At 36.9% G+C, this 24,569-nt stretch carries 30 protein-coding genes; 17 read left to right on the plus strand and 13 right to left on the minus strand.

Annotation, left to right across the window (positions count from 1 at the left end; translation table 11 throughout):
* The first annotated feature begins 367 nt into the window (after positions 1-367).
* Positions 368-1,855: a SulP family inorganic anion transporter gene (locus F891_RS16790; protein WP_004889525.1), complete on the plus strand. Its 1,488-nt coding sequence runs from the start codon at positions 368-370 to the stop codon at positions 1,853-1,855.
* Positions 1,856-1,867: 12 nt separating this feature from the next.
* Positions 1,868-2,719: a universal stress protein gene (locus F891_RS16795; RefSeq protein WP_002115246.1), complete on the plus strand. Its 852-nt coding sequence runs from the start codon at positions 1,868-1,870 to the stop codon at positions 2,717-2,719.
* 299 nt (positions 2,720-3,018) lie between these two features.
* Here F891_RS16795 and F891_RS16800 read toward each other — a convergent pair whose 3' ends face one another.
* The 3 genes from F891_RS16800 to mobQ (F891_RS16810) form a co-directional block, all read right to left on the minus strand.
* Positions 3,019-3,570 (minus strand): plasmid replication DNA-binding protein, encoded by a 552-nt coding sequence (locus F891_RS16800; RefSeq protein WP_223182242.1) that lies wholly within the window; start codon positions 3,568-3,570, stop codon positions 3,019-3,021.
* 60 nt (positions 3,571-3,630) lie between these two features.
* Positions 3,631-4,554 (minus strand): replication initiation protein RepM, encoded by a 924-nt coding sequence (gene repM / locus F891_RS16805; protein ID WP_004811812.1) that lies wholly within the window; start codon positions 4,552-4,554, stop codon positions 3,631-3,633.
* A gap of 587 nt (positions 4,555-5,141) precedes the next feature.
* On the minus strand, positions 5,142-6,578 hold the full coding sequence (gene mobQ, locus F891_RS16810; RefSeq protein WP_005265039.1) for a MobQ family relaxase: 1,437 nt from the start codon (positions 6,576-6,578) through the stop codon (positions 5,142-5,144).
* Between the two features lie 209 nt (positions 6,579-6,787).
* Here mobQ (F891_RS16810) and F891_RS16815 point away from each other — a divergent pair, with 209 nt between their 5' ends.
* From F891_RS16815 to F891_RS16825, 3 genes are all read left to right on the plus strand, one after another.
* Positions 6,788-7,054 carry a mobilization protein gene (locus tag F891_RS16815; RefSeq protein WP_151725796.1) on the plus strand — a complete coding sequence of 89 codons (267 nt, stop codon included), beginning with the start codon at positions 6,788-6,790 and terminating at the stop codon, positions 7,052-7,054.
* Between the two features lie 14 nt (positions 7,055-7,068).
* Complete coding sequence (locus F891_RS16820) at positions 7,069-7,377, plus strand: hypothetical protein (protein WP_001061745.1); 309 nt, start codon at positions 7,069-7,071, stop codon at positions 7,375-7,377.
* Between the two features lie 247 nt (positions 7,378-7,624).
* The gene (locus F891_RS16825) at positions 7,625-8,950 is read left to right on the plus strand and encodes a protein kinase domain-containing protein (RefSeq protein WP_002083777.1); all 1,326 of its coding nucleotides are present in this window, start codon (positions 7,625-7,627) and stop codon (positions 8,948-8,950) included.
* 75 nt (positions 8,951-9,025) lie between these two features.
* Here F891_RS16825 and F891_RS16830 read toward each other — a convergent pair whose 3' ends face one another.
* Complete coding sequence (locus tag F891_RS16830) at positions 9,026-9,337, minus strand: BrnA antitoxin family protein (protein WP_004889528.1); 312 nt, start codon at positions 9,335-9,337, stop codon at positions 9,026-9,028.
* Positions 9,324-9,611, minus strand: coding sequence for a BrnT family toxin (locus F891_RS16835; protein WP_000438824.1), 288 nt, complete (start codon positions 9,609-9,611; stop codon positions 9,324-9,326). The genes F891_RS16830 and F891_RS16835 overlap by 14 nt, the downstream gene beginning before the upstream one ends.
* Before the next feature lie 389 nt (positions 9,612-10,000).
* Between F891_RS16835 and F891_RS18385 the strand changes: the two genes are divergently transcribed.
* Positions 10,001-10,198: a hypothetical protein gene (locus tag F891_RS18385; protein ID WP_005265040.1), complete on the plus strand. Its 198-nt coding sequence runs from the start codon at positions 10,001-10,003 to the stop codon at positions 10,196-10,198.
* 66 nt (positions 10,199-10,264) lie between these two features.
* Here the strand turns inward: F891_RS18385 and F891_RS16845 are convergent, their stop codons facing one another.
* Positions 10,265-12,142, minus strand: a complete 1,878-nt coding sequence (locus tag F891_RS16845; RefSeq protein WP_005265041.1) for a potassium transporter Kup — start codon at positions 12,140-12,142, stop codon at positions 10,265-10,267.
* Between the two features lie 931 nt (positions 12,143-13,073).
* Between F891_RS16845 and repM (F891_RS16855) the strand changes: the two genes are divergently transcribed.
* Both repM (F891_RS16855) and F891_RS16860 read left to right on the plus strand, forming a co-directional pair.
* Positions 13,074-14,003 (plus strand): replication initiation protein RepM, encoded by a 930-nt coding sequence (gene repM / locus F891_RS16855; RefSeq protein WP_004871874.1) that lies wholly within the window; start codon positions 13,074-13,076, stop codon positions 14,001-14,003.
* The gene (locus F891_RS16860) at positions 14,000-14,296 is read left to right on the plus strand and encodes a hypothetical protein (RefSeq protein WP_005265043.1); all 297 of its coding nucleotides are present in this window, start codon (positions 14,000-14,002) and stop codon (positions 14,294-14,296) included. The genes repM (F891_RS16855) and F891_RS16860 overlap by 4 nt, the downstream gene beginning before the upstream one ends.
* On the opposite strand, the gene F891_RS16865 is transcribed toward F891_RS16860, so the two are convergent.
* Positions 14,293-14,577 (minus strand): hypothetical protein, encoded by a 285-nt coding sequence (locus F891_RS16865; protein ID WP_004871868.1) that lies wholly within the window; start codon positions 14,575-14,577, stop codon positions 14,293-14,295. The two genes, F891_RS16860 and F891_RS16865, sit on opposite strands and share 4 nt — an antisense overlap.
* A 186-nt stretch (positions 14,578-14,763) precedes the next feature.
* On the opposite strand from F891_RS16865, the gene mobQ (F891_RS16870) reads away from it, so the two are divergent.
* From mobQ (F891_RS16870) to F891_RS16880, 3 genes are all read left to right on the plus strand, one after another.
* Positions 14,764-15,735, plus strand: coding sequence for a MobQ family relaxase (gene mobQ / locus F891_RS16870; protein WP_005265044.1), 972 nt, complete (start codon positions 14,764-14,766; stop codon positions 15,733-15,735).
* Complete coding sequence (locus F891_RS16875; protein WP_004282248.1) at positions 15,732-16,229, plus strand: hypothetical protein; 498 nt, start codon at positions 15,732-15,734, stop codon at positions 16,227-16,229. Before mobQ (F891_RS16870) ends, F891_RS16875 begins: the two co-directional genes overlap by 4 nt.
* A gap of 255 nt (positions 16,230-16,484) precedes the next feature.
* Positions 16,485-18,005: a catalase gene (locus F891_RS16880; RefSeq protein WP_005265045.1), complete on the plus strand. Its 1,521-nt coding sequence runs from the start codon at positions 16,485-16,487 to the stop codon at positions 18,003-18,005.
* A gap of 941 nt (positions 18,006-18,946) precedes the next feature.
* Here the strand turns inward: F891_RS16880 and F891_RS16895 are convergent.
* From F891_RS16895 to F891_RS16910, 4 genes are all read right to left on the minus strand, one after another.
* Positions 18,947-19,237: a type II toxin-antitoxin system YafQ family toxin gene (locus F891_RS16895; RefSeq protein ID WP_005265046.1), complete on the minus strand. Its 291-nt coding sequence runs from the start codon at positions 19,235-19,237 to the stop codon at positions 18,947-18,949.
* The gene (locus tag F891_RS16900) at positions 19,224-19,484 is read right to left on the minus strand and encodes a type II toxin-antitoxin system RelB/DinJ family antitoxin (protein WP_005265047.1); all 261 of its coding nucleotides are present in this window, start codon (positions 19,482-19,484) and stop codon (positions 19,224-19,226) included. Before F891_RS16900 ends, F891_RS16895 begins: the two co-directional genes overlap by 14 nt.
* 170 nt (positions 19,485-19,654) lie before the next feature.
* Complete coding sequence (locus tag F891_RS16905; RefSeq protein ID WP_005254628.1) at positions 19,655-19,981, minus strand: hypothetical protein; 327 nt, start codon at positions 19,979-19,981, stop codon at positions 19,655-19,657.
* Positions 19,978-20,400: a hypothetical protein gene (locus F891_RS16910; RefSeq protein ID WP_005254629.1), complete on the minus strand. Its 423-nt coding sequence runs from the start codon at positions 20,398-20,400 to the stop codon at positions 19,978-19,980. The genes F891_RS16905 and F891_RS16910 overlap by 4 nt, the downstream gene beginning before the upstream one ends.
* 103 nt (positions 20,401-20,503) lie before the next feature.
* Here F891_RS16910 and F891_RS16915 point away from each other — a divergent pair, with 103 nt between their 5' ends.
* Positions 20,504-20,827, plus strand: a complete 324-nt coding sequence (locus tag F891_RS16915; protein WP_005254631.1) for a hypothetical protein — start codon at positions 20,504-20,506, stop codon at positions 20,825-20,827.
* Between the two features lie 126 nt (positions 20,828-20,953).
* Here the strand turns inward: F891_RS16915 and F891_RS16920 are convergent, their stop codons facing one another.
* A complete protein-coding gene (locus F891_RS16920) occupies positions 20,954-21,178 on the minus strand; it encodes a DUF2798 domain-containing protein (protein WP_004733276.1) in 225 nt (74 codons plus the stop codon).
* A gap of 13 nt (positions 21,179-21,191) precedes the next feature.
* Positions 21,192-21,524, minus strand: coding sequence for a hypothetical protein (locus F891_RS16925; RefSeq protein ID WP_004282109.1), 333 nt, complete (start codon positions 21,522-21,524; stop codon positions 21,192-21,194).
* 243 nt (positions 21,525-21,767) lie between these two features.
* On the opposite strand from F891_RS16925, the gene F891_RS16930 reads away from it, so the two are divergent.
* The 5 genes from F891_RS16930 to F891_RS18520 form a co-directional block, all read left to right on the plus strand.
* Positions 21,768-22,379 carry a recombinase family protein gene (locus tag F891_RS16930; RefSeq protein ID WP_005237345.1) on the plus strand — a complete coding sequence of 204 codons (612 nt, stop codon included), beginning with the start codon at positions 21,768-21,770 and terminating at the stop codon, positions 22,377-22,379.
* A 25-nt stretch (positions 22,380-22,404) separates the two neighbouring features.
* On the plus strand, positions 22,405-22,599 hold the full coding sequence (locus F891_RS16935) for a hypothetical protein (RefSeq protein ID WP_005237343.1): 195 nt from the start codon (positions 22,405-22,407) through the stop codon (positions 22,597-22,599).
* Positions 22,600-23,082: 483 nt separating this feature from the next.
* Positions 23,083-23,511: an organic hydroperoxide resistance protein gene (locus F891_RS16940; RefSeq protein ID WP_005175891.1), complete on the plus strand. Its 429-nt coding sequence runs from the start codon at positions 23,083-23,085 to the stop codon at positions 23,509-23,511.
* 6 nt (positions 23,512-23,517) lie between these two features.
* Entirely contained in the window at positions 23,518-23,949 is a 432-nt protein-coding gene (locus F891_RS16945; RefSeq protein ID WP_000042163.1) for a MarR family winged helix-turn-helix transcriptional regulator, read from the plus strand.
* A gap of 289 nt (positions 23,950-24,238) precedes the next feature.
* Positions 24,239-24,569, plus strand: a 331-nt coding sequence (locus F891_RS18520; RefSeq protein ID WP_005265048.1) for a tetratricopeptide repeat protein, incomplete at its 3' end; no start/stop codon positions are given.

The raw sequence follows: 24,569 nt of genomic DNA on the forward strand, positions 1-24,569 counted from the left end.
TCGGTCATTTTTAGATTTTTCTGGTTTTATTAAGTGTTTGATAATTATATTAATATACAAGTGTACTTCGTATAACCGCCATTATGTTAAATGGACATAAATCAATTCTAAAATTATCTATGATCATTCTTACTTTTACTTCAGTACTGCGGTTAGGGTGGATAGAAAAGGGCCTAACTGCTATCATTGCCCCCGAAACCCTCCAAAATAGATATCTTTCTTAATATGACACTTACGCCACCATAAGTTTATTTATCTCTTAAAACAGTAAATAACTCATCACTGTCTAGTGATGTGGTGTAGTAGCTTGTGTGTCATATATCACATCACTAGCCTTTCCTAAAATTTAAAAAAATAGGCTATTTTCATGTTATCCACTATTCGAGAACAATGGTTCTCCAATATTCGCGGGGATGTTCTTGCGGGTATTGTTGTTGCTTTGGCTCTAATTCCTGAAGCAATTGCCTTTTCAATTATTGCAGGTGTCGACCCTAAGGTAGGGTTATATGCTTCATTCTGTATTGCCGTGGTGATTTCTTTCGTAGGCGGTCGTCCAGGGATGATTTCTGCTGCAACTGGTGCTATGGCTTTATTAATGGTCACACTGGTTAAAGAGCATGGTCTGCAATACTTATTAGCAGCCACAATTTTGACAGGATTTATTCAAATCCTAGCAGGCTATCTAAAATTAGGTGCATTGATGCGCTTTGTGTCAAAGTCGGTTGTGATTGGCTTTGTGAATGCCTTGGCTATTCTAATTTTTATGGCCCAATTGCCTGAACTCACCAATGTGACATGGCATGTCTATGCGATGACAATTGGTGGTTTAGCCATTATTTATCTATTCCCCTATATCCCAGTAATAGGCAAGCTTTTACCCTCTCCCCTCATCTGTATTGTACTCCTCACGCTCTTTGCCTTGTTCATTGGTTTAGATGTAAGAACCGTAGGTGATATGGGGCAATTACCAGATACTCTTCCAATTTTCTTGCTTCCTGATATTCCTTTAAATCTTGAAACTTTAGCTATTATTTTGCCTTATTCACTGGGATTAGCAGCCGTCGGTTTGCTTGAATCTATGATGACAGCAACGATTGTCGACGATTTAACAGATACCACCAGTGATAAAAACCGTGAGTGTAAAGGACAAGGCGTTGCCAATGTCGCTTCAGGCTTCTTAGGCGGAATGGCAGGCTGTGCCATGATCGGTCAATCAATTATTAATGTGAAATCTGGTGGTCGTACCCGTTTATCTACCTTTAGTGCGGGGGTCTTCCTGTTAATTATGGTGGTGTTTATCAGTGACTGGCTCAAAGTCATTCCAATGGCTGCACTGGTTGCCGTAATGATCATGGTTTCAATCGGAACATTTAACTGGGATTCACTGCGCAATATTCGCCAATATCCCTTCTCTAGCAATATCGTAATGATAGCGACAGTGGTTGTGGTTGTTGCCACACATAACCTGGCTTATGGCGTATTAGTCGGTGTTCTTCTTTCTGCATTATTTTTTGCTAACAAAATTGAACGCTACATGGTAATTCAGTCCGAATTTAATGAACCTGAAAGTACCCGTACTTATACGGTGACGGGTCAAGTGTTCTTCAGCTCGGCAGATAAATTTACGTCTGCATTTGATTTCAAAGAAGCACTTTCAAAAGTTGTGATTGATGTTAGTCAGGCTCACTTTTGGGATGTGTCTGCGGTCGCTGCCGTAGATAAAGTGGTCATTAAGTTTAGACGTGAAGGAACAGAAGTCGAACTGATTGGAATGAATGAAGCCAGTAAAACGTTAGTCGATAAGTTTGGTATCCATGATAAGCCAGATGCTTTAGATCGCTTAAATAGCCACTAAGAGGGATGAATTATGTCAAAAATTATTGCATGTATTGATGGATCATTAGCAACAAATACCGTTTGTGATTATGCAGCTTGGTTTAGCGATAAATTGAATTCACCTCTTCAGTTATTGCATGTCATTGATAAGCCAAAAGCGAAAGCACCACAAGATTTAAGTGGTGCAATTGGTCTAGGAAGTCGAGAAACCTTGCTAAACGAGTTGGTTGAACTGGAAGAACGTAAGGGGAAAATTGAGCTAGAGCATGGCCAAATTCTTCTTCGGGAAGCAAAAAACTATCTATTGGAGAAGTTCTCTATTGATGCTCAAAGCTTTCAACGCCATGGCAGTCTTTTAGAAACAATCATGGGAATGGAAGAGGATATTCGAGTTCTTGTTATGGGTAAGCATGGAACTGAAACCGAGCACAATTCCAGTAAAGTTGGAACCCATATTGAAAATGTTGTTCGTGCTCTTCATAAACCCGTGTTAATCACATCCTCACCGTTTAGTCCACCTCAGTCATTTTTAATTGCTTTTGATGGAAGTCCTACTGCACGTATTTGTGTAGACAAAATTGCAAATAGCCCTTTATTAAAAACCCTGACAGCTCATGTGGTATATGTTGGTAAGCCAAATAGTGATATGACATCACAAGTCACTTGGGCAAAAGAGCTACTTGCAAATAATGGTTTTGATGTCATTGATAGTGTGCTTGAAGGTGATGTTGAGAAATCTATATTGGATTATCAAGAAAAAAACGTTATTGATATGATTGTGATTGGTGCATATGGTCATTCAAAGATACGCCAGTTTTTTATTGGTAGTACGACGACCAAATTGTTATCAAGTTCTACAAAACCAGTATTATTACTAAGATAATTTTTACAAGATAAAGGGATAGTTAAAAACTATCCCTTTTTTAGAATTTCTAAAATTAACATAATACACCTTATACGAAATGCGTTATAATTCCACTTAGAAATCAATGCTGTAGTTTCTAGTTGATAGCCCGAACATCCCTGTTCGGGCTTTTTTTATCTTTTTTAGTGTTCCACGCTTAATAAATAAGCAATGTTCCACGATTTTATTCAGTTTCAATAAACATCATCCGGTTTTTTGAGGAGTCATTATTTCATTGCTGGCAATGAAATTGGCTCATCAAAAAAGTGGAGTGCTGGCTAACCATAAGGAAGGAAGAAACGGCTCAGGAAGCCCCTTTTTTTAGGTTCAGGCTCAATATGTTCAGGGATAGGGATCCGTTTGTTCTCAGGAGTAGTCAATCCGTCATAGTTTGATTCATCCTGTGACCGAGGATCTGTTGCTATATTCGAATTAGTAGATTCATTTAGCTGATTAATATTTTCTTGTTTTGGCTGTTCTAAGGTGCCTTTAAACTCAATTCTGTGAGTAAGATCTTCAATATGTTGCATCAAAGACTTTTCTCTTTGATTTGCTAAATCTAACTGATTTTTGAGTAAAGAAATCTGATCTTTTAATACATTTTCAACTTCAGATTGAACGTGTACCTGTACATCCTTCTGAACTTGTTCAGTGCGTGTACTGGACTGAACACTGATTGGATTGCCATAAACTCTAATAAGTTCCGATAAGTCTATAAGACCATCATGATCTCTTGATAATTCACCATTTTTTAAAGCCTCATATATTGTTGTACGTGATTTTTTAAAGGCTTTACTTGCGTCCATGACGCTGAATTTTGTTGTGTTCAATGTAATCCCTCAGTGCGTGTACAAGGATGTTCGTGTGAACATCCAATCTGAACATGAAGTTTATTTTGTATTAAAGCCTACTTTCTTTAGATAGGGGAGTAGTTCTTCAAATTTTTGTGGATCTCGTAGCATTTCAGAAATTCGAACTGCAAATTGTGAGTAGCTTTCAGTACCTTGAGAATATTTATTCATATCTGGAAGCTCAGATAATTTACTGGCAAAAAGATGACACTGTGCATCGGTAAATTTTGAGAAAATCTCAAGAGCAGTTTGCTCTTTAGTATGAGCTATAACGACTTTTTTCAGTTTAAAGGTGAATGAAAAACCAGAAATATTACGTCCCTTTTTATGTTGCTGACATTGGACGTTAATATCCGTATGTTCATTAATTTGAGCAATAGCTAAATTTAATACTCGATCTTTAAAATTTCCCATTCTTGTATATTCATCATCAAGAACGCCTATTTTTTGTCTGAACTCTGCAAGTTCAATAATAGGAGTTTGACCCGTACTGCGCCAAGCAATTAATAATTCATATAATCGCACAGCATAAGCGCTGCTGAGATTACTAATCTGTTGTAACTCATATTTAGTAAATTGTTCTTCTAAACGTGTAATAAGTGGCACGATTGCAGGGGCAAATATTAACTTTACTGTAGCTTCATCGTCGATATATCTAATTTCGCTGACCCAACGACTTAAAACATTCTCTACATTTCCTCTTTTATTAATTTCTTGATAGCTAAATTGACGTACAAATAGATCTTTACAGGCATCTTTTAACGCTTGGTAAGCTGTTTGTCTTGCAACATTAAATTGATTTACATAACTCTCAGCATGGACTTCTAAAGGGTCATTTGCATTGATTCCCCGACCACTATCTCTTGCTTCGACGATAGCTAATAAGATCAAACGTTGTTCTACTAAGTCTAAGTTATAACTCGCATTAATTAATGCATTGTCTTTAACTACTAAGTCCCGCATTCTATTTATCTACATTATTACTTATGAATATAAATCTATAATAATAAATATGTAGATTAATGCAAGGTAAACGTAGTTAAATCTACAAAAAAAATAATGTAGATTATTGGTAGGTAAACGTAGTCATATTGGTAGGTAAACGTAGTCATATTGGTAGGTAAACGTAGTCATATTGGTAGGTAAACGTAGTCATATAAGCTCTAGAAGCCTTTATTTACAAAGACTTGAGCCTCTCTAAAAGCATTTAAAAGCTTAAAAATAATTAAAAGCCCAGGGAATGAAAAATTGCCCTTGGTTTTCGCTTTGCTCAAACTCTATTGAATCTCGCTTTCGCTCGATTCGTCGGGGCAATTTTTGGTTCATATTTTCGTGAATTTAAGAAAAAGCAAAAGCAAGATCAAAAGCAGCTCGGAATTCGCTTCGCTCATGAGCTTTTTTTCTCGCTACGCTCGATTTAGGAATCAAACTTGGAAAGTTCGCACCCATGCGGGATGCTCTGTAGGGTAGGTGATTAATGGATAGGGAGCTTGTAATCAGGGAAAGGGATGGGCAAATTTTCTCAGTTCGCTCGTAGACACTCGCTCTGTTTAACGACTCATGCCACGAGATTTCATTTTAGGCGCATGTTGCTGTGCTTTGAGTTGTTGTTCTTGTCTGAGTTTCATCTGTTGTTCTGCTTTAATCTCATCCACACATTTTTTAACGATCTTGTAGGACTGGTAGAGGGTCTGGTATTGCTTGGCTTTCTCCGGATGCTGTTTTTGATATTTCTTCCAGGCATGTTCCTTGAAAGCATCATTTTGCAGTAATTCCTTCACACCATGTTTTTTCTGGTGTTCATGCTGACCTTTCAGCTTTTTGTGTTCCTGATAAATCTCGTCACGTTGGGCTTCCCAGGCTTTTTTTCCAAACAGTAAGGGTTTGTTCTGGGTTAATTCGTTGTGTTGATCGACCAGGCTTTGTAATTTGTCATGACTTTGCTTGAGTCCGCTTTTCACGATCTCCTGGGCGAGCTGCTGATTGAACTCGTTTTGATGTTTGTGTTGCTTGCTCAGGGTCTTTTCGGCCTTCTCTAGATGCTGCTGCATGAAATCCAGGTCTAGATTCGCGTCTTTTGCGCTGATTTCGCGTTTTAATACTTTGCCAAGGGTTTCCCTCTGTTTTTCTTCAAACAGGGCTTTTTCGTCAATTGGTGGCGTTTTAGCACTATTTTTGATTTGGATCTGCTGTTCAGTTTTTAGTGTATTGAGTTTGATCTCATTTTCAGCAATCAGCAGATCCATATTTTTGCCGTATTGCAGCTGAGCCTGATTTCTCTGTTTGATTTCGTCATTGCTTCGGCTGATTTCGGTCTTAATCCCTTTTCGGCGCAGTTCGGTGACTTTCGGCCCTTCGTGCAGCGTGGCTTCTAAACCATTCTCCTGGTCTTTGTAGCTGCGGTGGTCGACTCGGGCAGTGTATCCAGCCAGATCCAGGTGCATATTGCAGATATCGGCAAAGTGTTCGCGCCAGTGTTCGATTTCTCCACTGTGTTTCTGATCCAGTTCCCGGGTTTTCTCTGTAAAACCTTCTGGCGTAAGTTTACGTGTGCTCATTAGGATATGGGCGTGATAATTGCGCTCATCACTGCCGGATCCGGTATGCGGTGCATGAATACAGGCATCGACTGCTACCTGATGTCTTTCCACGATGCTGGCACATAATTCTTCGAGCATGGCCAGACGTTGTTCCTGGTTCAGTTCACTTGGAAAGGCAATTTCAAATTCCCTAGCTACAGTCGAGTTTTTTCGGGTTTCCCGTTGTTCAACTTCGTTCCAGAGTTTTTCTCGATTCTTTAAATGTTCCGGTGCGCCTTCTGGTAAATAAATTTCTTTGTATTCCACACCAGTTTTTCGGCTGTAGTCATGTTCTCGGCCTTCACGTTCACAATAGATCTTTTCACCTGCCCGATAGGCAATCGCAGCAGTGGCGGAATGTCCTGCTGATCGTGCTACGGTTTTGACTGAAAAGTGGTAAATCGCCATGCCTATTTTTCGCTTTTAAATTTTCACGTAGTGAAATACAACCGTGGATACGGTTGTCGGGGTATTGGGGAGACCCCAATCGGACTTGCGAACGAAGTTTGCATAAGTGCGCTCTTCGAGGAAAACATTACTATACATATAGCACCTTGAATGCATATTCAAGTGCGCTTATGTTAGGGATGGTTTCCCAGGATGATGGTATTGGATTAATGAGCGTTACTGAAACACTAGACAGCAAAATTAAAGCCCAGGAAGAAAAGCTGAAACAGCTTAAAGCTCAAAGACAGGCAGCACTTGCAAGAGAACGTGCTAAAGAGAAAGAACAGGCTCGTAAAGATGATACTAGACGCAAAATTCTAATCGGATCTTGTATGCTAAAAATCACTGAAGAAGATGAACAGGCACGGGCTAAATTGATCGCTCAGATGGACCGGTATTTGACGGATGAAAGAGACAGAAAGTTATTTAATCTTTAATGTAGAACTCTAATATGAATAATTTATCAATAACTTCTCCCAAGGCTCCCTTGATTAAATCTTGGTTTGGTTTTGTCTTAGGTGCAGCATCTGTTGCTATAAGTCTCTTTGGCTTATCCAAAAGTTTTGATTTAGCCGGAATTTTAAGTACTTTGGGTTTTTTATGTTTTTGGTATCCTTGGAGTCAAATGACTGGTTGGAAGGATCCAATAAAGAACTTTTTCAAAGTAGATGATCAATCAATGAGTAAATCATGCATCTACTTAACATTGATCGCCACAATACTACTTATAACTTCTACCGTGATAACTTTTATTAATTAAAATTCTAGGAAATATCCATTCATTTGGCTTTATACAAAGTGAGGTTTTTACCTCACTTTTTTGATTGCGTATATGAGATTTTATGTTAAATAAATGTTTAGAAGATTCAGGAACAAGACCTCTAGTATAATGTGTATTCTGTTAATTTTAGATTCAATTTTTTTCTATTATTAAAATACTTTAGCAGTATGTTTTTTTATTTAAAAAATAAATAAAATCAATATTTAAGTAAATTTTGGAACTCTACATGCAAGTGTTTGATCAAAGGTTTGAAGTAGTTCGTCTATGTAGTGACAATGGAGGCATGGGGTTAGTCTTATTAGTTAAAGATTTGACAGGAGAATATCAAGGAACTCTTGCTTTAAAATATTGTAGAGAGACTAGTGAGGAATATTTATCGCGCTTTAAAAGGGAAGTCCGTTTAGTCAGTAAATTTCAAGGTAATGAAAAAGTAGTTCAAATATTACATTATAATTTTGAACACTCTCCTCCATATTTCGTTATGCCATTTTATGAGCAAGGGGATTTATGCAAGCTTCATACAATATTAGCTAAAGATCATATTCAGCAAGAAAAGATTATAAATCAGATGATCGATTGTATTAGCGAATTGCATAGTGAGGGTATTTATCATCGGGATATCAAACCTCAAAACTTCTTAATTAATGGGGATCATATTGTTGTATCTGATTTTGGATTAGGTTTAGAGCCAAATTCAATTTCTAGATTTACTGTGAGTTCTGATTCTTGGGGGACTCATGGATTTCTTCCTCCAGAATTCCAAGATAATGGTTTTAAATATGCAGATGCCCAAGCTGATATCTTTATGTTAGGAAAAAGTATCTATGCATTATTAACCAATATTGACCCTACTTACTTTAGACAACATGAAAATATACATAGTTCATTACAATATGTATTAGATAAAGCATGTGCTCCTACAAAAGATAGACGTTTTAGTAACTTAGCGGAAATGAAACAAGCTATAGAGCTCAGCTTTGATGTAATATTAAAAAGAAGAGGAGCATTGGCAGAGGCTCAGGCACACTTAGAATTTATTAAAAATTTATTGAAATCAGAAGGGAGATACGAACCTAGTCAGATTAAACAGTTTGTAGATCAAATGCTTCATCTAGATGATGATGACCTATTCAAAGTTATTGAAGAAATATCTAGACCTACCTTCTTTAAAGTTTTATCTGATCCAAACCTGCAAAATACTTTGGGGGACTTCCTCAATCTTTATGAAAAATTTGTAGAGTCACAACACTATGCTTGGGCATTTGCTGAAACAATAGCTAAAATAATGCATATATTGATTAACTCAAAAGACGTTAACTTAGAGAATAAAGTTAAGGCCTTAGATTTAGCAATTAAATCTGCTGTATATATGAATAGATATGCTGCTATGGAAACTTGTGCCAATATTATTAAAAATATTGATAATGAAAATTTAGCGGAAAGAGTCGTTAATGTAATGCGTGATAACCAAGAGACGTTTGTTGATGATATAGAACGTAGTGCGTGTAAATCAGAAAATATTAGAAATTATTTGGAAGTGATTTCTCGTTAATCACTATTAAGTAAAAATTTTTAATATAAATTTCTTCTATTAATTTAAGAATGGGAGCTTAAGCTCCCATTCTTATTAATGATTTTTTAAATCTTTTAACATTGCTTCACGTAGAATTTTATTCATGCGTGTCTGATAGCCTTTCCCTTGTGCTTTTAACCATGCAAGTACATCAGCATCAAGACGAACAGAAGTTTGTTGCTTCACTGGACGATAAAATTGCCCATGACGAACTGCCTTACTCCAGTCGGTGATTTCAGGAATATCAGAAAGATCTAATTGATCATCAGGTACAGTTCCCTTAGCAAGTAGGCGTTCAATTTCAGCATCTTGCTTGTCGCTGAAACTTTTATTCAGCTCTTTGCGTGTATATCTAACCATGCTCATATTGATTTCGCTCCGCCTTAGTTACCTGTCTTGCACTAATGATTCGTATGATTTCACAGTCATCTTCGTCAAAGATAGTGTGAGCTACTAGTAGCATTAGTACGCCTTTTACTTTTCCAATGGTTTGCCAACGTTCTTCACCATCGGTATGTCTGTCTTGGATTGAGATCCTCAGTGGATCTTCAAAAACAAGGCTTGCAATTTCGAAAGAGATATCATGCTTTTTCTGATTCTTTCGATTCTTAGCCTCATCCCATTCAAAATACTGTTCCATAAAAAACATTCAAATTTGTATATACAATAATGTATCATAAAATTGTATCTCTCAAGTTGAGAAGCGTAATTTTTAGTCAAAATTATTGGCAAAACATTCCAAAACTGCTCATAAAAAAGCCGACTTGTTTCAAAATCGGCTTTTCGGTCATTTTTAGATTTTTCTGGTTTTATTAAGTGTTTGATAATTATATTAATATACAAGTGTACTTCGTATAACCGCCATTATGTTAAATGGATAGTACTTTAGTGGATTATTCATGCTTCCCATTTAGAAAAACTTGCGGAGCCTTTTCTAATCTGTAATCCTTGCCACTAAGGGTGTCTAGCTAAGCTAAGGCAGGTGTTTATTGTAGTCGGGCCGCTACAATGCTGATAAAGAGCACCTGTATGTTTAATTTCAAGATTTTTAATAGAATCTCTACGGAAGTATTGACGATAAAAAATGACCTCCAGCTTAATTCTGAGATTCAACTCATAACAAAATATAAGACCTCTACTTCTGAAGATTATAAAAAAGCAATTATTTTGATCTTTAAAGAACGTGGTTATTCAGCTTTAGAGATTGGTCAACTATTGGAAAATTAAAGTAAAAGATTTATTCTGATCAGATAGGCACCCTTATTTAAAGGTGCCTATTCATTTTAGAAATTCTTAAATTTCAATCTGACTACCTAGCTCTACCACCCGGTTAGAAGGGATTTTATAAAAATCACTGACAGGGCTGGTATTTTTTTGCATTGCGACAAATAACTTTTCACGCCATGTAGACATCTTGTTGGACATACTTGGAATTAATCTTTCTCTAGAAACAAAGAAGCTGATATTCATTAAGTCATACTCAAGATCCAGTACTGAAAAAGCTTGTTTCAATGAATGAGGCACATTAGGCTCTTCTTTAAAGCCATAATGGATCGTTATTCTGAAAAAACCATTCTCTAGTACTTCAGTAACGATTCGCTTAGCTTCATCAACATACGGGATTTCAGAAGTCTTGATTGTCACCAAAAAATTACGTTCATGCAGAACTTTATTATGCTTTAGATTATGTAAAAGCGCATGGGGTACGACTTGAGGCGTTCCAGTTAAAAATACGGCATTTCCACTCACTTTCTGACCTGTCTGTTCAAGGTGCTCAAGAAACACATTCAGTGGAAGCGTGTCCTTCTGCAGTTTGTCCTGAAGAATCTCTCTGCCTTTTTTCCAGGTCATCATAAGGGTAAAAACGATAACTGCAATAACGACTGGCACCCAGCCACCAATCAGGACTTTTAATAAGTTTGAACTTAGTAAAATTAGATCAATAAAGGCGAACGGAATAATGAACAGCAAGACTTTCCAGGTTCTCCATTTCCAGTAACTATAAGCCAGAAAAGCCACTAGCAGGGTGTCACAGAACATGGTCACAGTGACGGCCAGACCGTAGGCACCTGCCAATTTACTGCTACTTTCAAATATTAAGATCAAAATAGTGATGGAGATAAACAGGAGCCAGTTCAGTAAAGGAATATAAATTTGTCCAATTTCCGAAGCAGAGGTATGTAAAACTGTAAGCCTAGGTAGATATCCCAACTGGATTGCCTGTTTAGCCATAGAGAATACCCCACTGATTAAAGCCTGTGAGGCAATCACTGCTGCTGCAGTAGCTAGAATAATCATTGGATAGAGAAAGGCTGAAGGCAGAAGTAGGTAAAAAGGATTAGTAATAGCCGAAGGATCTCTTAACAGTAATGCTCCTTGCCCAGCATAATTCAGCATCAGACATGGCAGTACAATTAAAAACCAGCCTAACTTGATCGGTAAAATACCAAAATGTCCCATATCCGCATATAAGGCTTCACCACCTGTTACGGTTAAAACCACAGCCCCCATCACAAAAAATGAAATAAAAGGATTGTTAATAACGAATAAAAAAGCCCAGTGCGGGCTGAATAGTGCAAGAACAAATGGACTTTGAATAATACTTATAATGCCAATGGCACCAATAGATAGAAACCATAACAGGGTAATAGGACCAAAAAATTTCCCCATCATTGCAGTACCATGTTTTTGAACGGCAAAGAGGGCTATCAGAATTCCAATACTGATGGGAATAATGAAGCGATCAAATGACGGGGCAGCAACAGAAAGGCCCTCAACTGCAGATAGAACAGAAATGGCAGGAGTGATAATACCGTCACCGAAGAAGAGTGATGCTCCAATGAAACCTAAGATAATGATTGCAAGTCTTTTTCCACGGGATAATCCTTTTTGCCTAAGGTTTAAGGCGAGTAATGCCATGATACCCCCTTCACCATTGTTATCAGCTCTCATGATCACCAAAACATATTTAAGCGAAACAATTAAGGTAATGGTCCAAAAGATTAAAGAGAGAATTCCTAGGATATTAAGTTCATTAATAGGTAGCCCGCGTGTCGCATGAAAGCTTTCTTTTAATGCATATAATGGACTCGTTCCTATATCGCCGAATACTACTCCTAGGGCAGCCAGTGTTAATGCTGGTACTGCCGGCTTACTCACATTATTTTGCATATATTTGATTTACAAAATTGGGGAGCCTCGAATTTTATCATCTGGCTTCTCATGAAATTGCCTTGTACATAAAAACCCATACTTTCTTAGAGTGTTATAGTTTTTCTAGCTAAGCCTGCACTATATAGGTGCTATTTCACTTATAAGTAATCCAAAAATATATGATTCTTTAATAGATAATTTTAAGTTTTTTCTAAAATTAACATAATACGCGTTATACGAAATCAATACATTTTATCTTTAGGTTTCAATGATATATTAAGATTTTACAAGCCTACATTCCCCAGTGTAGGCTTTTTTTATAATTTTTCATGTTCCACGCTTACTATTTGATCATTGTTCCACGGTTTTGATTAGATATTTTAATTATTAAACTTCTTCCAGTAATAGCCGAGCGAGTGTCTACGAGCGACCACCTGGCATTAAAATTTCGCCCCTGCCTTTTCCCTGATTACAAGCTCCCTTTTGCTTCATAACGAAAGATACAGAGCATCCCGAATGGGTGCGAACTTTGGAGCTTTTGCTTTTCAAAAAGTATGAGCGAAGCGAATACATTACAAATGCTTTTGCTTTTAGATTTCACAACAGGATTAACTAAAAACTGCCCCACGAAGCGAGGAACGAGCTTCAATAGAGTACGAGCTTTAGCGAGTACATAGGGCAGTTTTAAGCACTCCCCTCTCGAAAGGCTTTTAATTATTTTTAAAGCTTTTAATGCTTTTAGACAGGTTGAAACCCTTGTGTAGTAAGTGTTACAGACTATATAAACGGACATTTGCTCTTGTATAAACGGACATTTGCTCTTGTATAAACGGACATTTGCTCTTGTATAAACGGACATTTGCTCTTAATTAAAAGACATTATAAATATTGACCTTAAAAAGATATTAGATTACATTGTCCTTTAATTAGATAATAATAAGTTCTTCTTATGAAAAATAGTTTAGTCGTGAAAGATAATGCTCTAATAAATGCCAGTTACAACCTAGAGCTAACGGAACAACGTTTGATCATGCTAGCTATCATTAATGCTAGAGAATCGGGACAAGGAATCACTGCGGATAGTAAACTGGAAATACATGCTAGTGACTACGCCAAGCTATTCAATGTATCTGCCGATGCGTCATATAAAGCTTTGAGAGAAGCTGTAAATAATCTGTTTAATCGTCAATTTAGTTATACAGCCGAATATAAAAAAACAGGCAAAGTCGGCATTGTTCGATCTCGCTGGGTAAGCCGTATATTTTATGTAGATGACCTAGCATTGTTAGAAATTACTTTTGCTCCTGATGTAGTGCCTTTAATCACACGATTGGAAGAACACTTTACAAAATATGAAGCTAAACAAGTTGCTCACCTAACCAGTAAATACGCCACTAGGCTTTATGAATTGCTGATTGCTTGGCGTGAAGTTGGAAAAGTTCCACAACTAGAACTTAGTGAGTTTAGAAACAGATTAGGTCTTGTTGATAGTGAATACACCGCCATGAGTGACTTTAAAAAGCGTGTGCTTGAACCATCAATTAAACAAATTAATGAGCATACTGATATTACTGTAACGTATGAACAGCATAAAAAAGGACGGATCATTTCAGGTTTTTCTTTCAAATTTAAGCAAAAACAACAGCCAAAAGTTGAAGCAAAAAGAGATCCAAACACGCCTGATTTTTTTATAAAAATGACCGATGCACAACGCCATTTATTTGCGAATAAAATGTCAGAAATGCCTGAAATGGGGAAATATTCACAAGGTACAGAAAGCTACCAACAATTTGCTATTCGTATCGCTGATATGCTTTTAGAGCCTGAAAAATTCAGAGAGCTTTATCCAATTTTAGAAAAATCAGGATTTCAGCCATGATTAAATTAAATAACCTATCAACCGATCTAAAGCATGTGACCGTTGAATACCTCGACATCGTAAATTATGAAATTGCGAGGGAAAATATATGCGGTTATATCTTCCTATTATCCCGACTATCCAAAAATGCCAAACCCACCGAAAAAATGCAGATGGAAAGCAAAATACAGGACTTAATTTACTATCGGGATCATTTGCAGATAGAGGACAAAGACAATATTCAAAAGGTTTTAAACACGCTCATTCCCGAGTATCAAGCCGAACAGAATAACCAAACAGCTAAGAAAAATTAGGCTTCAATGTCGGGCAAATCAAAAAGCTGTCGATCTCTATTTTCTGTTAAATATTCGTTGAGTTCAGCGAGTATTTTTTCTTTATTGGCTTCATTTGCCTGCATTTTCTTAATCAAGTAAGAACCGAGCAAAATTTTACGCCTAGTATCATCCTTGCGCTCCTGTTCTTTCTTTTTGGTACGTTCTCTTGCTTCAATAGCCTGTTTCTGTGCTTTTAACTGTTTCAGCTTCTCTAACTGGGCTTCAATTTTCTTTTCGATATTTTCAGCAGATTTAGTCATAACGGTTAATTTCGGAATATAGAAAACCACTCAAGCATAAGACCCTATGAATTGAAATTCAAGCGGGTAATATGCTATCGTGTTTTTCATGAAATGCGCACTTACGACTTGGATTTCATCCAAGTCAAAGTTTGCGTAAGGGGAATCCCCTTAACCCCAAAAGCAAAAGCACCCCAAGGCGACTGCATGGCAATTTATCATTGTTCCACTAAAACGGTGAACCGAAGTTCGGGGCGAACTGCGGTTGCATCATCTGCATATCGTGCAGGGGAAAAACTAGAAGATGAACGCACAGGACTGACCCATGACTTTACGAGAAAAGACGGTGTCGCCCATTCTGAAATTCTGTCTAATTTAGATATTGAAATTGACCGTGGTGAACTTTGGAACTTGGCAGAAAAAACCGAAAACCGTAAAGATGCCCGAACCGCTAGAGAATGGGTCATTGCCCTACCTGATGAATTAGACGCTGATCAACGTAAGGACTTGGCAAAAGACTTTGCCAGGTCCTTAGTTGATCGCTATGGAGTGATCGCAGATTTAGCCATCCATGAACCCAGCAAAGGCGGTAATGATAAGAATCATCACGCCCATATCATGCTTACCACCCGAAAAGCCGAATTGGACACGGACAATAAACTCACCCTGACCACCAAAACCGATATCGAACTCAGCAACGCCAAACGAAAAAGCCTTGGCATGGGGACAACCCAAGAAGATATTAAGCAAATTCGAGAAACTTGGGCAGACTTAGCCAATAAAGCATTGGAACGTGCAGGCTACCGAGAAAAAATAGACCATCGTAGCTATGCCGATCAGAACAACGGACTACAAGCCACCATCCATGAAGGCACCAAAGTCACACAATTACGCAGACAAGGCATAGACACTGAAATCAGCCGTTTTAATGACAACGTCAAACAGCAAAATAGCCAACAGCTTCACCAACAGAAACAGCAAAAAGAGAGCGTTTTACAGCGTGGTTTAAGCCGTGTCGATCAAGGTTTTGATCAATGGCAGAAGAACCAAGAAACCAAACGTCTAGAACTGGAACGCCAAGCGGAAATGAAGCGACAGCAAGAATTAGATAAACAACGAGCCGAGCAAGCACTCCGCAAGGCATCTCAAAAACTAGGTAGAGGCGGAATGTCATTATGAGTAATCAAAATGATCTAGATGACCAGTTATATATTTTATTGGCATCCATGAAGGAATATAGAGAGGCCATAGCAGACGATAACAAGCGATTAGAGCAGTTTTACAACCATGTCGCTAGCGGAGTGCTAGACAAGGCTGAAAAATCGCTAGAAAACGCAAATAAGAAGCATACAGGCGCATTAAACAACAGTATTCAGGCATTAAACGAAGCTACACACAGGCTCAACTTAAAACTTATCATTATTTTTGCCAGCACGTTTGTTGCTGTGATGATGGTGTTCATTTTGGCTATCTTTTTATACATACCAAGCAAAGACGAAATTGATGAACGTAGAGCAGATATGGCTGTACTAAAAAAATATCCGCTACAAATTCGAGAAAGTGATGGTGAAACATTGGTGAGAATAATGAGGAAAAATTGCTACTCGTTTGAACCGAGTAGTGTCAAAGAAAAAACGTATGACTGGTGTCAGATCGACCCTAAAAAATACTAGTTGATCGGTACTTTGCTTGGTTTTTCTCATTACAAATCAAATTACAGCAAGCGCAAAATTGCCCGACTTTGAAACATGGCTTTAGCCATCTTTCAAAGCATCGAGCTGAAATTTCGCATAAGAGATTTTATGTTAAATCAGTTGGCTATAAATTTTCAAAAATATCCTTAGTTTAATATTTTAATAAGCAAGTAAAGGGTAAGATAGGATTGAAAATCTTAAATTTCTGCATTAAAAGAAACGGGAGTTAATAGTATGAGTCAAGACCCTAAAAAATGTCCTGTTACCCACCTGACTACTGAAGCTGGTGCCCCTGTGGTGGATAATCAGAACAGTATGACGGCAGGTGCGCGTGGACCTTTACTTGCCCAAGATTTATGGTTGAATGAAAAATTAGCAAACTTCGTCCGCGAAGTGATTCCAGAGCGTCGTATGCACGCTAAAGGTTCAGGTGCTTTTGGTACCTTTACCGTGACCAATGATATTACCCAATATACTCGCGCTAAAATTTTCTCTGAAGTCGGCAAAAAAACCGAAATGTTTGCGCGTTTCTCAACGGTGGCGGGTGAACGTGGCGCGGCCGATGCAGAACGTGATATTCGAGGTTTTGCCCTGAAATTCTATACTGAAGAAGGCAACTGGGATCTGGTCGGCAATAATACCCCGGTGTTTTTCCTGCGGGATGCCCGTAAGTTCCCTGACCTGAATAAAGCAGTCAAACGTGACCCGAAAACCAACAAGCGCAGTGCCACCAATAACTGGGATTTCTGGACATTATTGCCTGAAGCCTTGCATCAGGTGACCATTGTCATGTCAGATCGCGGTATTCCTGCTGGCTACCGTCATATGCATGGTTTTGGCAGCCATACCTTCAGTTTTATCAATGCCCAAAATGAACGCTTCTGGGTGAAATTCCATATGCGTACCCAGCAAGGCATCCAGAACCTGACCGATGCTGAAGCAGCAGACTTGATTGCCAAAGACCGTGAAAGCAGCCAGACCGACCTGTTTGATGCCATCGAACGTGGCGACTATCCAAAATGGAAAATGTACGTTCAAGTCATGCCAGAACTGGAAGCCGAAACAGTGCCTTATCATCCATTTGACCTGACCAAAGTCTGGCCGAAGGGCGATTATCCACTGATTGAAGTCGGTGAATTTGAGCTGAACCGCAATCCGGAAAACTATTTCCAGGATGTAGAACAGGCAGCCTTTGCACCTAGTAATCTTGTACCGGGCATCAGCTACTCACCGGACCGTATGTTACAGGCACGTTTAGTGAACTATGCCGACGCAGCGCGTTACCGTGTTGGTGTAAATCATTCACAGGTTCCGGTCAATGCTGCACGCTGCCCTGTAAACTCTAATCGTCGTGATGGTCAGGGCCGCATGGATGGCAACTATGGTTCATTGCCACATTATGAACCGAACAGTTTTAACCAGTGGCAGGAACAACCTCAGTTTAAAGAACCAGCATTAAAGATTACCGGTGATGCTGATTTCTGGGACTTCCGTGAAGATGACAATGATTACTTCAGCCAGCCACGTGCCCTGTTCAATTTGATGAATGATGAGCAGAAACAGGCCCTGTTTAATAACACGGCCGCAGCGATGGGTGATGCGCTAGATTTCATCAAATACCGTCATATCCGCAACTGTTATGCTTGCGATCCAGCTTATGGGCAAGGCGTTGCTAAGGCCTTAGGTATGACTGTAACAGATGCTCAAGCGGCACGTGAAACAGATCCTGCTAAAGGTTTGCCAAGTTTTCTTTAATGTGGAAATTTGATTTAGATAGTTAATAAAAAAACCCCGGCATCCTGCCGGGGTTTTTCGTATTGGTTCGCTCGGTATAACTCCTGTCGTACCTTACAGTCCTTGTGCTTATCTCTTGTTATTCTTGTATGGAACTTCCTGTTCCCGATGAGTTCATCATAGGAAAATTCACCTATCCTGGACAGCAGCAAAGGGCCGAGTTTCATGTGAGCCAAAGCGTACAAAATAGCCTAAATTTCATCCACAGAAATTGGGGATAGTTTTCACCCTGGAAGATTTGATAACATTGGGAAAATGCCAAAATTGACTATTTTTCAACCAATTTTATTGGCAAGAACTATCAAAAACGCTCATAAAAAAGCCGACTTGTTTCCAAGTCAGCTTTTCGACATCGTCGAGCATTATCACTATAACACAAGTATTTGATTTTTATGTGTTTAAAATATGCATTTCGTATAACGCCCATTATGTTAAATGGAGAATAAAATACGATCATATATTTATAATCCAATTCTTTTTTTGATAGAAAGAACCATTCTTTCTTTATTTAAATATCTGATACAGTGGCACTTATATAAAATATTATAACTTAGGTGATCCATGCCTAGCCTAACTCTCAAAGCGACATCAAAAAGATGCTTCGAGCCTAAAGTTCTAATGATTCTAATTGAGTGTCTGCCTGATGAACAAAGGCCTCCTATCAAAGAGTTATTAACCTCTTATCCTGTAGAAATTAAACTAAATTTAACTCCAGAAGTCTTAGAACCCACTGTCGAAAAAATACTAAAACGATTAGGCAGAGTATTTATTATCAGTAAGTAGATCAGTTCTGAAGTTTTCTTAAAATTAACATAATACACCTTATACGAAGTCAAAAAATGGGAGCTAAGCTCTCATTTTTGAATATGATTTTTAAATTTTCCTGTTGAAAATCAGGTAACTCAAATCGCTAATTCACTATGACTACCTAACCGAACTAATTTCAAAATTAGTAGTTCTCCTTCCTCTGTTTTTTTATAGATCAAAACAAGATCTGGTTTGATATGGCAGTCACGATGACCTACCCAATTACTGACCAAAGCATGGTCACGATACTTTTCAGGCAAGGTTTCATCAGCTTGCAATAACTCTAAAACAGTTTGTAGTTCAGCATCTACTGTATTTCGATGCTGCCCTTTTTTCTCACGCTTATAGTCTTTCTTGAATGCTGATGTGTACTTAATCGTCCGCATTTAGATCAGCCATCAAATCTTTTACAGAAGTGAAGCTCTTTGCTTTGCTTAGATCTTCTTCCATTGCAGCAATGGTTTCAGCACTGGGTTGCCAAATTTCAAAAGGCAGGGCCTTTTCTTTCGCGACTTTGGTTAACAACAAGCGAACTGCATCTGAGACAGTTAAGCCCATTGTTGCAAGAACTTCTGTTGCTTCATGCTTAATGTTTTCATTAATGCGAGTAGTTACTAGTGCATTTGAAGCCATGTTAAGCTCCTGTGATTAACATTGTTAATCACACTATATTCCTCGATGAAGAAAAATTCAATTCGTATAACCACCATTATGTTAAATGGATAGTTGTTTAGTGGAAAAATCAAGTTTTTGAAATTTCAAATTGAAGTTTTTTTGTTCAATTAGTAATTGTAATTTATATTCTATTGAATAACTATTTCATAACTTTTCCTATCATATTTGGCTGCATACGTAGCTACTTCTTGATTAATCTCTTTATGATTTTTATCTAAATATGAAAAGATTATTGAATCCTCATTGTGCTGCTCGTAATTGATGGCGTATTTATATTCTGAATAAGGATAAAGAGTACCTAAGCTATAAGTTTTTTGAGCACTAATATAAGTTACTTTAAGGTCTGTAATTGGATAATCAGTCTGATTTTTAATAAAAATATATCCATTTTTTTCAAATGGCTGGCATCCTATAAGTAGAACTAATGTAAGACAGTAAAATAGGCTATTCTTCATTTTGGTAGTTCTTCAAGTGGTCTTATGAGTTTATTAATAACTATAACTTGTGAGGTATCACAGCCATGATCTACTTCAGTTATCCAAGAATAATTATTTTTTTCTAGAGGATAGGAGCCGCCCCCTCCATATGCTACTTTATCACCTAAAAAATAAGTGTCTGAATCTACTTTTAAGCTCTTAGTTTCTGTATTCCAATCTATAGTTTTCGTAGCAAAAATTGGCAGAACTTTAGAGCCATCAGCATGTTCTAGATATAAGCATTTACCTTCCTTAATAAGCTTAGCCTCACTATAACTTGCATTATCTGCTCCCCCTGTATAGTGAATACGTGGAACAACTATATTTGATTCTATTTTTTCTGTAACTGGACTACAGGCTGCAAGGAAAATTAATAAAATAAATTCTAATCTTTTCATATTAAAGGAATTTTTTGAGAAAATAATAGAGAAATTAAAGCAAATTATTCCAAAAAGCTCTGATTAAAAATTGTTAAAATTAGTAGACATATGAGAGAAAATTATGAAAAAATTTTTATACTTCAATTGCTTATCTTTTATTTTTACTTATTTATCTTTGTTTTATCAGAAATATACATTAGTGGATCGTATAGTTGTAGACAAGCTTGAAAAAGTTAAAGTCATTGGAGGAGGATTTCCCTTACAGTTTTTAGTAGATGGTGAAATATCTCCAGGTGGGAGTATAGCGCTAGATCCTTTAAATATTATTATAGGAATAGATCAATTTATCTTCTTATATTTTATTTTTGATTATTTGTTCTGGATAAGTGTTTTATTTGCTTTTTACATAATTTTGAAAAGGTACAAACTAAAACAGATTTTCTAAAATTAACATAATACACGTTATACGAAATGCCCTTGATCAAGGGCATTTTTAGCCGCTACTTAACGTAGAATATCTTATGCAAAGTGAAAAACGACGGTCTATTGTCCTCGTTTCATATAACATTCATTATTTCAACTGAGGATAAAAAAGCTTTAAAACGATCTTTTTTGAGAAAGGAACAAGAAACAAAAGACATGGATAAGCAATAATCCAATTAATCATCCATTGTGAAAAAACAATTGATAATAAAAATTTATCTTCATTTAAAGCTCCTAGAATAGCGTTAATGCCACTCATAAAGAATGAGACAAAAAGGGGAATCAAAAACCCCTGTAATGATAGCTTGTTCATTGATTATTAAGATTTAAAATATTCTTGAACTTTTAAAATATTTTTTTGAAATATTATTAAGAGTTTCTAATATAAGATTAGAATCTTGACTGATTAGAGCAATATTAAGTTCAGACATATAATCAATTAATTGGCTTTTTGCTTTTTTTGCAAATTCAGGAGTAACTTCTTGATCTTCGTACAATAAGACGTAGTTCTTCGCAAACCCATAAATAAGAAATAAGGCCGAATTATCTAAATTATTATTGTTGCCAATTTCTTGCTCACATAAAATTTTTAACTGCTTGAAAGCATCTGTTCCATTTGGTAAAGCTTTAAAGTTTTCAAATATAAATTGGAATTTCATTTTGGGGACTCACTTAAAAAGAAACTCTACAGCTTTAGTCACTCCCAATCAATATCTAATTTTTCCAAAATTAATATGATACGTATTATACGAACTCCCAAAGCATGGCTTTCAGTCATGCTTTTTCTATCAAAAGAGTATAGCTGAATGATAGCGAGCCAAATCGCATACAATCTCTATCATTAGACTTGGTGCAATAATTAAATGATAGTATTATCATTAATCTAACAGAATTAAGATTAAATGATAGAAATGAATACACGTATTTATCTACGAGCTTCAACTAAAGATCAAGATGCAGAAAGGGCTTTGCAAATTCTTCAGGATCTAAACCAAAACTTGAATTTGGGTAAAACCATTGTGTACGTGGAAAACTATAGTGGTACGAAGTTAGACCGACCTGAATTGAATAAGCTACTGTCAGAAGCAAATCAAGGTGACACCTTGTTGGTTGAAAGTATTGACCGATTATCACGCCTAACCCAACAGGATTTTCAAGAGCTGAAGCGCAGGATTCAGGAGAAAGGGCTTCGATTAATTGTGGCAGATCTTCCTACTACCTACCAAATGATTCAAACCAGTGACAGCATTACTCATTCAATCTTGGAACTCATCAACAATATGTTGATTGATCTCCTGGCAACAATGGCCCGCCTAGACAATGAGAAACGTATAGAACGTATTAAGCAGGGCCTGGAACGTTCGGGTTACAAGCCAACAGGTAAGAAAGCCAATGAGGCTAAGCACAAACGAATAAAAGAATTGCTAGCAGCTGGCAATATGACTAAGGAAGAAATTGCCAAAGCAGTGAATTGTGGAGTTGCAACTGTTTATCGAGTTGCTAAAGTCATTTAAAAAGGCTTGTATCAGTGCTTCCCTTATGTCATATCTATTTACAAAGGAGCAAGGCATTCTTAAAGATCAAAAGACGGAATTAATGATGAAAAAGCATTTGATTTTCCTTGTTTTTATAGTGATGGTTTTTATTTTAGCTCTGGTTGTAAAGATTAATAATGATCATAAAAAAGGGCAAGCATTAAAGAAATTGGAAATAGTTGAAAAGCAAATCCCTTAGGTAAAAATTGACTTATACTTATTTAAATAACGCTAATAACTAAGCCCAAAAAACACCTAGACCCAGTGCTATACACGCTTAGTTTTTTATATTTCAAAAGAGTATTTTAGCAAATATCATAAAAGACCGGTCTATTCTCAAGCCGGTTTTTTATATCGCAGAGTATCATGGCTTCATCATAGATATATGAATATTAAGATAAATAAAAAGCCCTATAGTCTCTCCCGTTACTATAAGGCTTATAAAACGCTGTAATTTTTTCTTAATTACCTACTTTTCGATGTAGGTTATGAATATATTTTACCTATTGGTAAAAATAAAGATATAAGACAAAAGATGAATACGTTAGGAATTCCGCGTAAAAACTACTAATTTCGTATAACAGCCATTATGTTAAATAAAAAACAAAGGAAAATAATTGACCTATATTTAATTGTGTGCAATTATATTTTACACAATATAATATTAAGCAAGGTAATATACATGAGTACTCTCTATTCAACTCAAGTCAAAGCAGTCGGTGGACGTTCGGGAACGATTCGTAGTGAAGATGGTATCTTAGAACTAAAATTGGCTTTGCCAAAAGAATTAGGTGGTAAAGGTGATGCAACGAATCCTGAACAATTATTTGCAGCTGGCTATGCTGCATGCTTTGGAAATGCAGTGATCCATGTAACTCGTAGCAATAAAGAATATAAAATCCGTGATAACGATGTAGAGGTCCTGAGTACTGTTGGAATGGTTGCTAATGGCAATGGTGGATTTGCCTTGACAGTACACTTAGATGTCACGCTTTCAGGTATTTCACAAGCTGATGCAGAGAAAATCGTGGAACAAACGCATCAAGTATGTCCTTATTCCAATGCTATTCGAGGTAATATACAGGTGTCTACCACTGTCTATACCAAATAAAAAGCTATGTCCAAGAATCAGCTTTGCTTAGATGAGCAACTATGTTTTCCTATTTATGCTGCATCTAATTTAATCGTAAAAGCTTATCGCCCTTTTCTTACACCTCTCGGACTCACTTATCCGCAATATTTAGTGATGTTGGTTTTGTGGGAAAAAGAATGTGTAAGTGTGGGTGATCTTGGACAAATTTTACATCTTGATAGTGGAACATTAACCCCACTATTAAAAAGAATGGAAACATCTGGTCTAATTAATCGATCACGTGATCCTAATGATGAAAGACGAGTTCTTATTTCATTAAAAGATAAAGGGCGAGACTTATCTGCTGAAGCAGAAAAGATTCCTAAAGAGCTTACCAAGAACATTGAGTTTGATAACTTAAATCAATTACGAGATGAATTAAAAGTATTAGTTAATCTATTATCAGAAAGAATTTGAGACATCTTAATATCTGATAATGGAAGCCTGTTTACTTTCAAGAATCAATTAGTTTTTCTAAAATTAACATAATACACGTTATATGAAGTTGAAAAACTGAGGCTATATCATTAATTTTTATATTTTTTTAAAATTTAAGACCTAGGCCTGTGCCTAGTTTTTTTTATTTCGTATAACAACCATTATGTTAAATAAAATTTAATTATTTGATTATTCATTTATTAAATTATAGATAATTTTAAAAGTTAGGCTAAAATTTTATCATTTTGATTCGAATAGACATTTAATTATGAAATTTAATAAAAATATATTATTACCGCTTACTTTATCGCTATTTATCAGTTCCGCTTTTGCGAATTTCGATAGTATTCAAGAGCTTCAAAAAACAGCTAAAAAGGGGCAAGTATCAGCACAACATAACCTAGGAAATGCTTACTACAACGGTGATGGCGTAGTTCGTAGTTATGAGAAGGCTTTTGAATGGTATAGCAAGGCAGCGGCACAGGGGCATGCAAGTGCGCAATTTAACCTTGGGGTGATGTATGCCAACGGTCAAGGGGTAGCCCAAAATTATGCGAAAGCCTTTGAATGGTATAGCAAGGCAGCGGCACAGGGGCATG

Origin of the sequence: Acinetobacter sp. CIP 101966, from assembly GCF_000369725.1 — a bacterium.
GTDB classification, from domain to species: Bacteria; Pseudomonadota; Gammaproteobacteria; order Pseudomonadales; family Moraxellaceae; genus Acinetobacter; species Acinetobacter lwoffii_Q.

Coding starts and splice junctions, on each gene's coding strand:
- F891_RS16915 (WP_005254631.1), top strand. CDS start 20,504: ATGAAAAAATTTTTATACTTCAATTGCTTATCTTTTATTTTTACTTAT.
- repM (WP_004871874.1), top strand. CDS start 13,074: ATGAAAAATAGTTTAGTCGTGAAAGATAATGCTCTAATAAATGCCAGT.
- F891_RS16945 (WP_000042163.1), top strand. CDS start 23,518: ATGTCCAAGAATCAGCTTTGCTTAGATGAGCAACTATGTTTTCCTATT.
- mobQ (WP_005265044.1), top strand. CDS start 14,764: ATGGCAATTTATCATTGTTCCACTAAAACGGTGAACCGAAGTTCGGGG.
- F891_RS16815 (WP_151725796.1), top strand. CDS start 6,788: ATGAGCGTTACTGAAACACTAGACAGCAAAATTAAAGCCCAGGAAGAA.
- F891_RS16935 (WP_005237343.1), top strand. CDS start 22,405: ATGTCATATCTATTTACAAAGGAGCAAGGCATTCTTAAAGATCAAAAG.
- F891_RS16920 (WP_004733276.1), bottom strand. CDS start 21,178: ATGAACAAGCTATCATTACAGGGGTTTTTGATTCCCCTTTTTGTCTCA.
- F891_RS16835 (WP_000438824.1), bottom strand. CDS start 9,611: ATGGAACAGTATTTTGAATGGGATGAGGCTAAGAATCGAAAGAATCAG.
- repM (WP_004811812.1), bottom strand. CDS start 4,554: ATGCGGGACTTAGTAGTTAAAGACAATGCATTAATTAATGCGAGTTAT.
- F891_RS16905 (WP_005254628.1), bottom strand. CDS start 19,981: ATGAAGAATAGCCTATTTTACTGTCTTACATTAGTTCTACTTATAGGA.
- mobQ (WP_005265039.1), bottom strand. CDS start 6,578: ATGGCGATTTACCACTTTTCAGTCAAAACCGTAGCACGATCAGCAGGA.
- F891_RS16940 (WP_005175891.1), top strand. CDS start 23,083: ATGAGTACTCTCTATTCAACTCAAGTCAAAGCAGTCGGTGGACGTTCG.
- F891_RS16880 (WP_005265045.1), top strand. CDS start 16,485: ATGAGTCAAGACCCTAAAAAATGTCCTGTTACCCACCTGACTACTGAA.
- F891_RS16845 (WP_005265041.1), bottom strand. CDS start 12,142: ATGCAAAATAATGTGAGTAAGCCGGCAGTACCAGCATTAACACTGGCT.
- F891_RS16865 (WP_004871868.1), bottom strand. CDS start 14,577: ATGACTAAATCTGCTGAAAATATCGAAAAGAAAATTGAAGCCCAGTTA.
- F891_RS18385 (WP_005265040.1), top strand. CDS start 10,001: ATGTTTAATTTCAAGATTTTTAATAGAATCTCTACGGAAGTATTGACG.
- F891_RS16825 (WP_002083777.1), top strand. CDS start 7,625: ATGCAAGTGTTTGATCAAAGGTTTGAAGTAGTTCGTCTATGTAGTGAC.
- F891_RS16925 (WP_004282109.1), bottom strand. CDS start 21,524: ATGAAATTCCAATTTATATTTGAAAACTTTAAAGCTTTACCAAATGGA.
- F891_RS16795 (WP_002115246.1), top strand. CDS start 1,868: ATGTCAAAAATTATTGCATGTATTGATGGATCATTAGCAACAAATACC.
- F891_RS16900 (WP_005265047.1), bottom strand. CDS start 19,484: ATGGCTTCAAATGCACTAGTAACTACTCGCATTAATGAAAACATTAAG.
- F891_RS16895 (WP_005265046.1), bottom strand. CDS start 19,237: ATGCGGACGATTAAGTACACATCAGCATTCAAGAAAGACTATAAGCGT.
- F891_RS16875 (WP_004282248.1), top strand. CDS start 15,732: ATGAGTAATCAAAATGATCTAGATGACCAGTTATATATTTTATTGGCA.
- F891_RS16830 (WP_004889528.1), bottom strand. CDS start 9,337: ATGAGCATGGTTAGATATACACGCAAAGAGCTGAATAAAAGTTTCAGC.
- F891_RS16930 (WP_005237345.1), top strand. CDS start 21,768: ATGATAGAAATGAATACACGTATTTATCTACGAGCTTCAACTAAAGAT.
- F891_RS16790 (WP_004889525.1), top strand. CDS start 368: ATGTTATCCACTATTCGAGAACAATGGTTCTCCAATATTCGCGGGGAT.
- F891_RS16910 (WP_005254629.1), bottom strand. CDS start 20,400: ATGAAAAGATTAGAATTTATTTTATTAATTTTCCTTGCAGCCTGTAGT.
- F891_RS16860 (WP_005265043.1), top strand. CDS start 14,000: ATGATTAAATTAAATAACCTATCAACCGATCTAAAGCATGTGACCGTT.
- F891_RS16820 (WP_001061745.1), top strand. CDS start 7,069: ATGAATAATTTATCAATAACTTCTCCCAAGGCTCCCTTGATTAAATCT.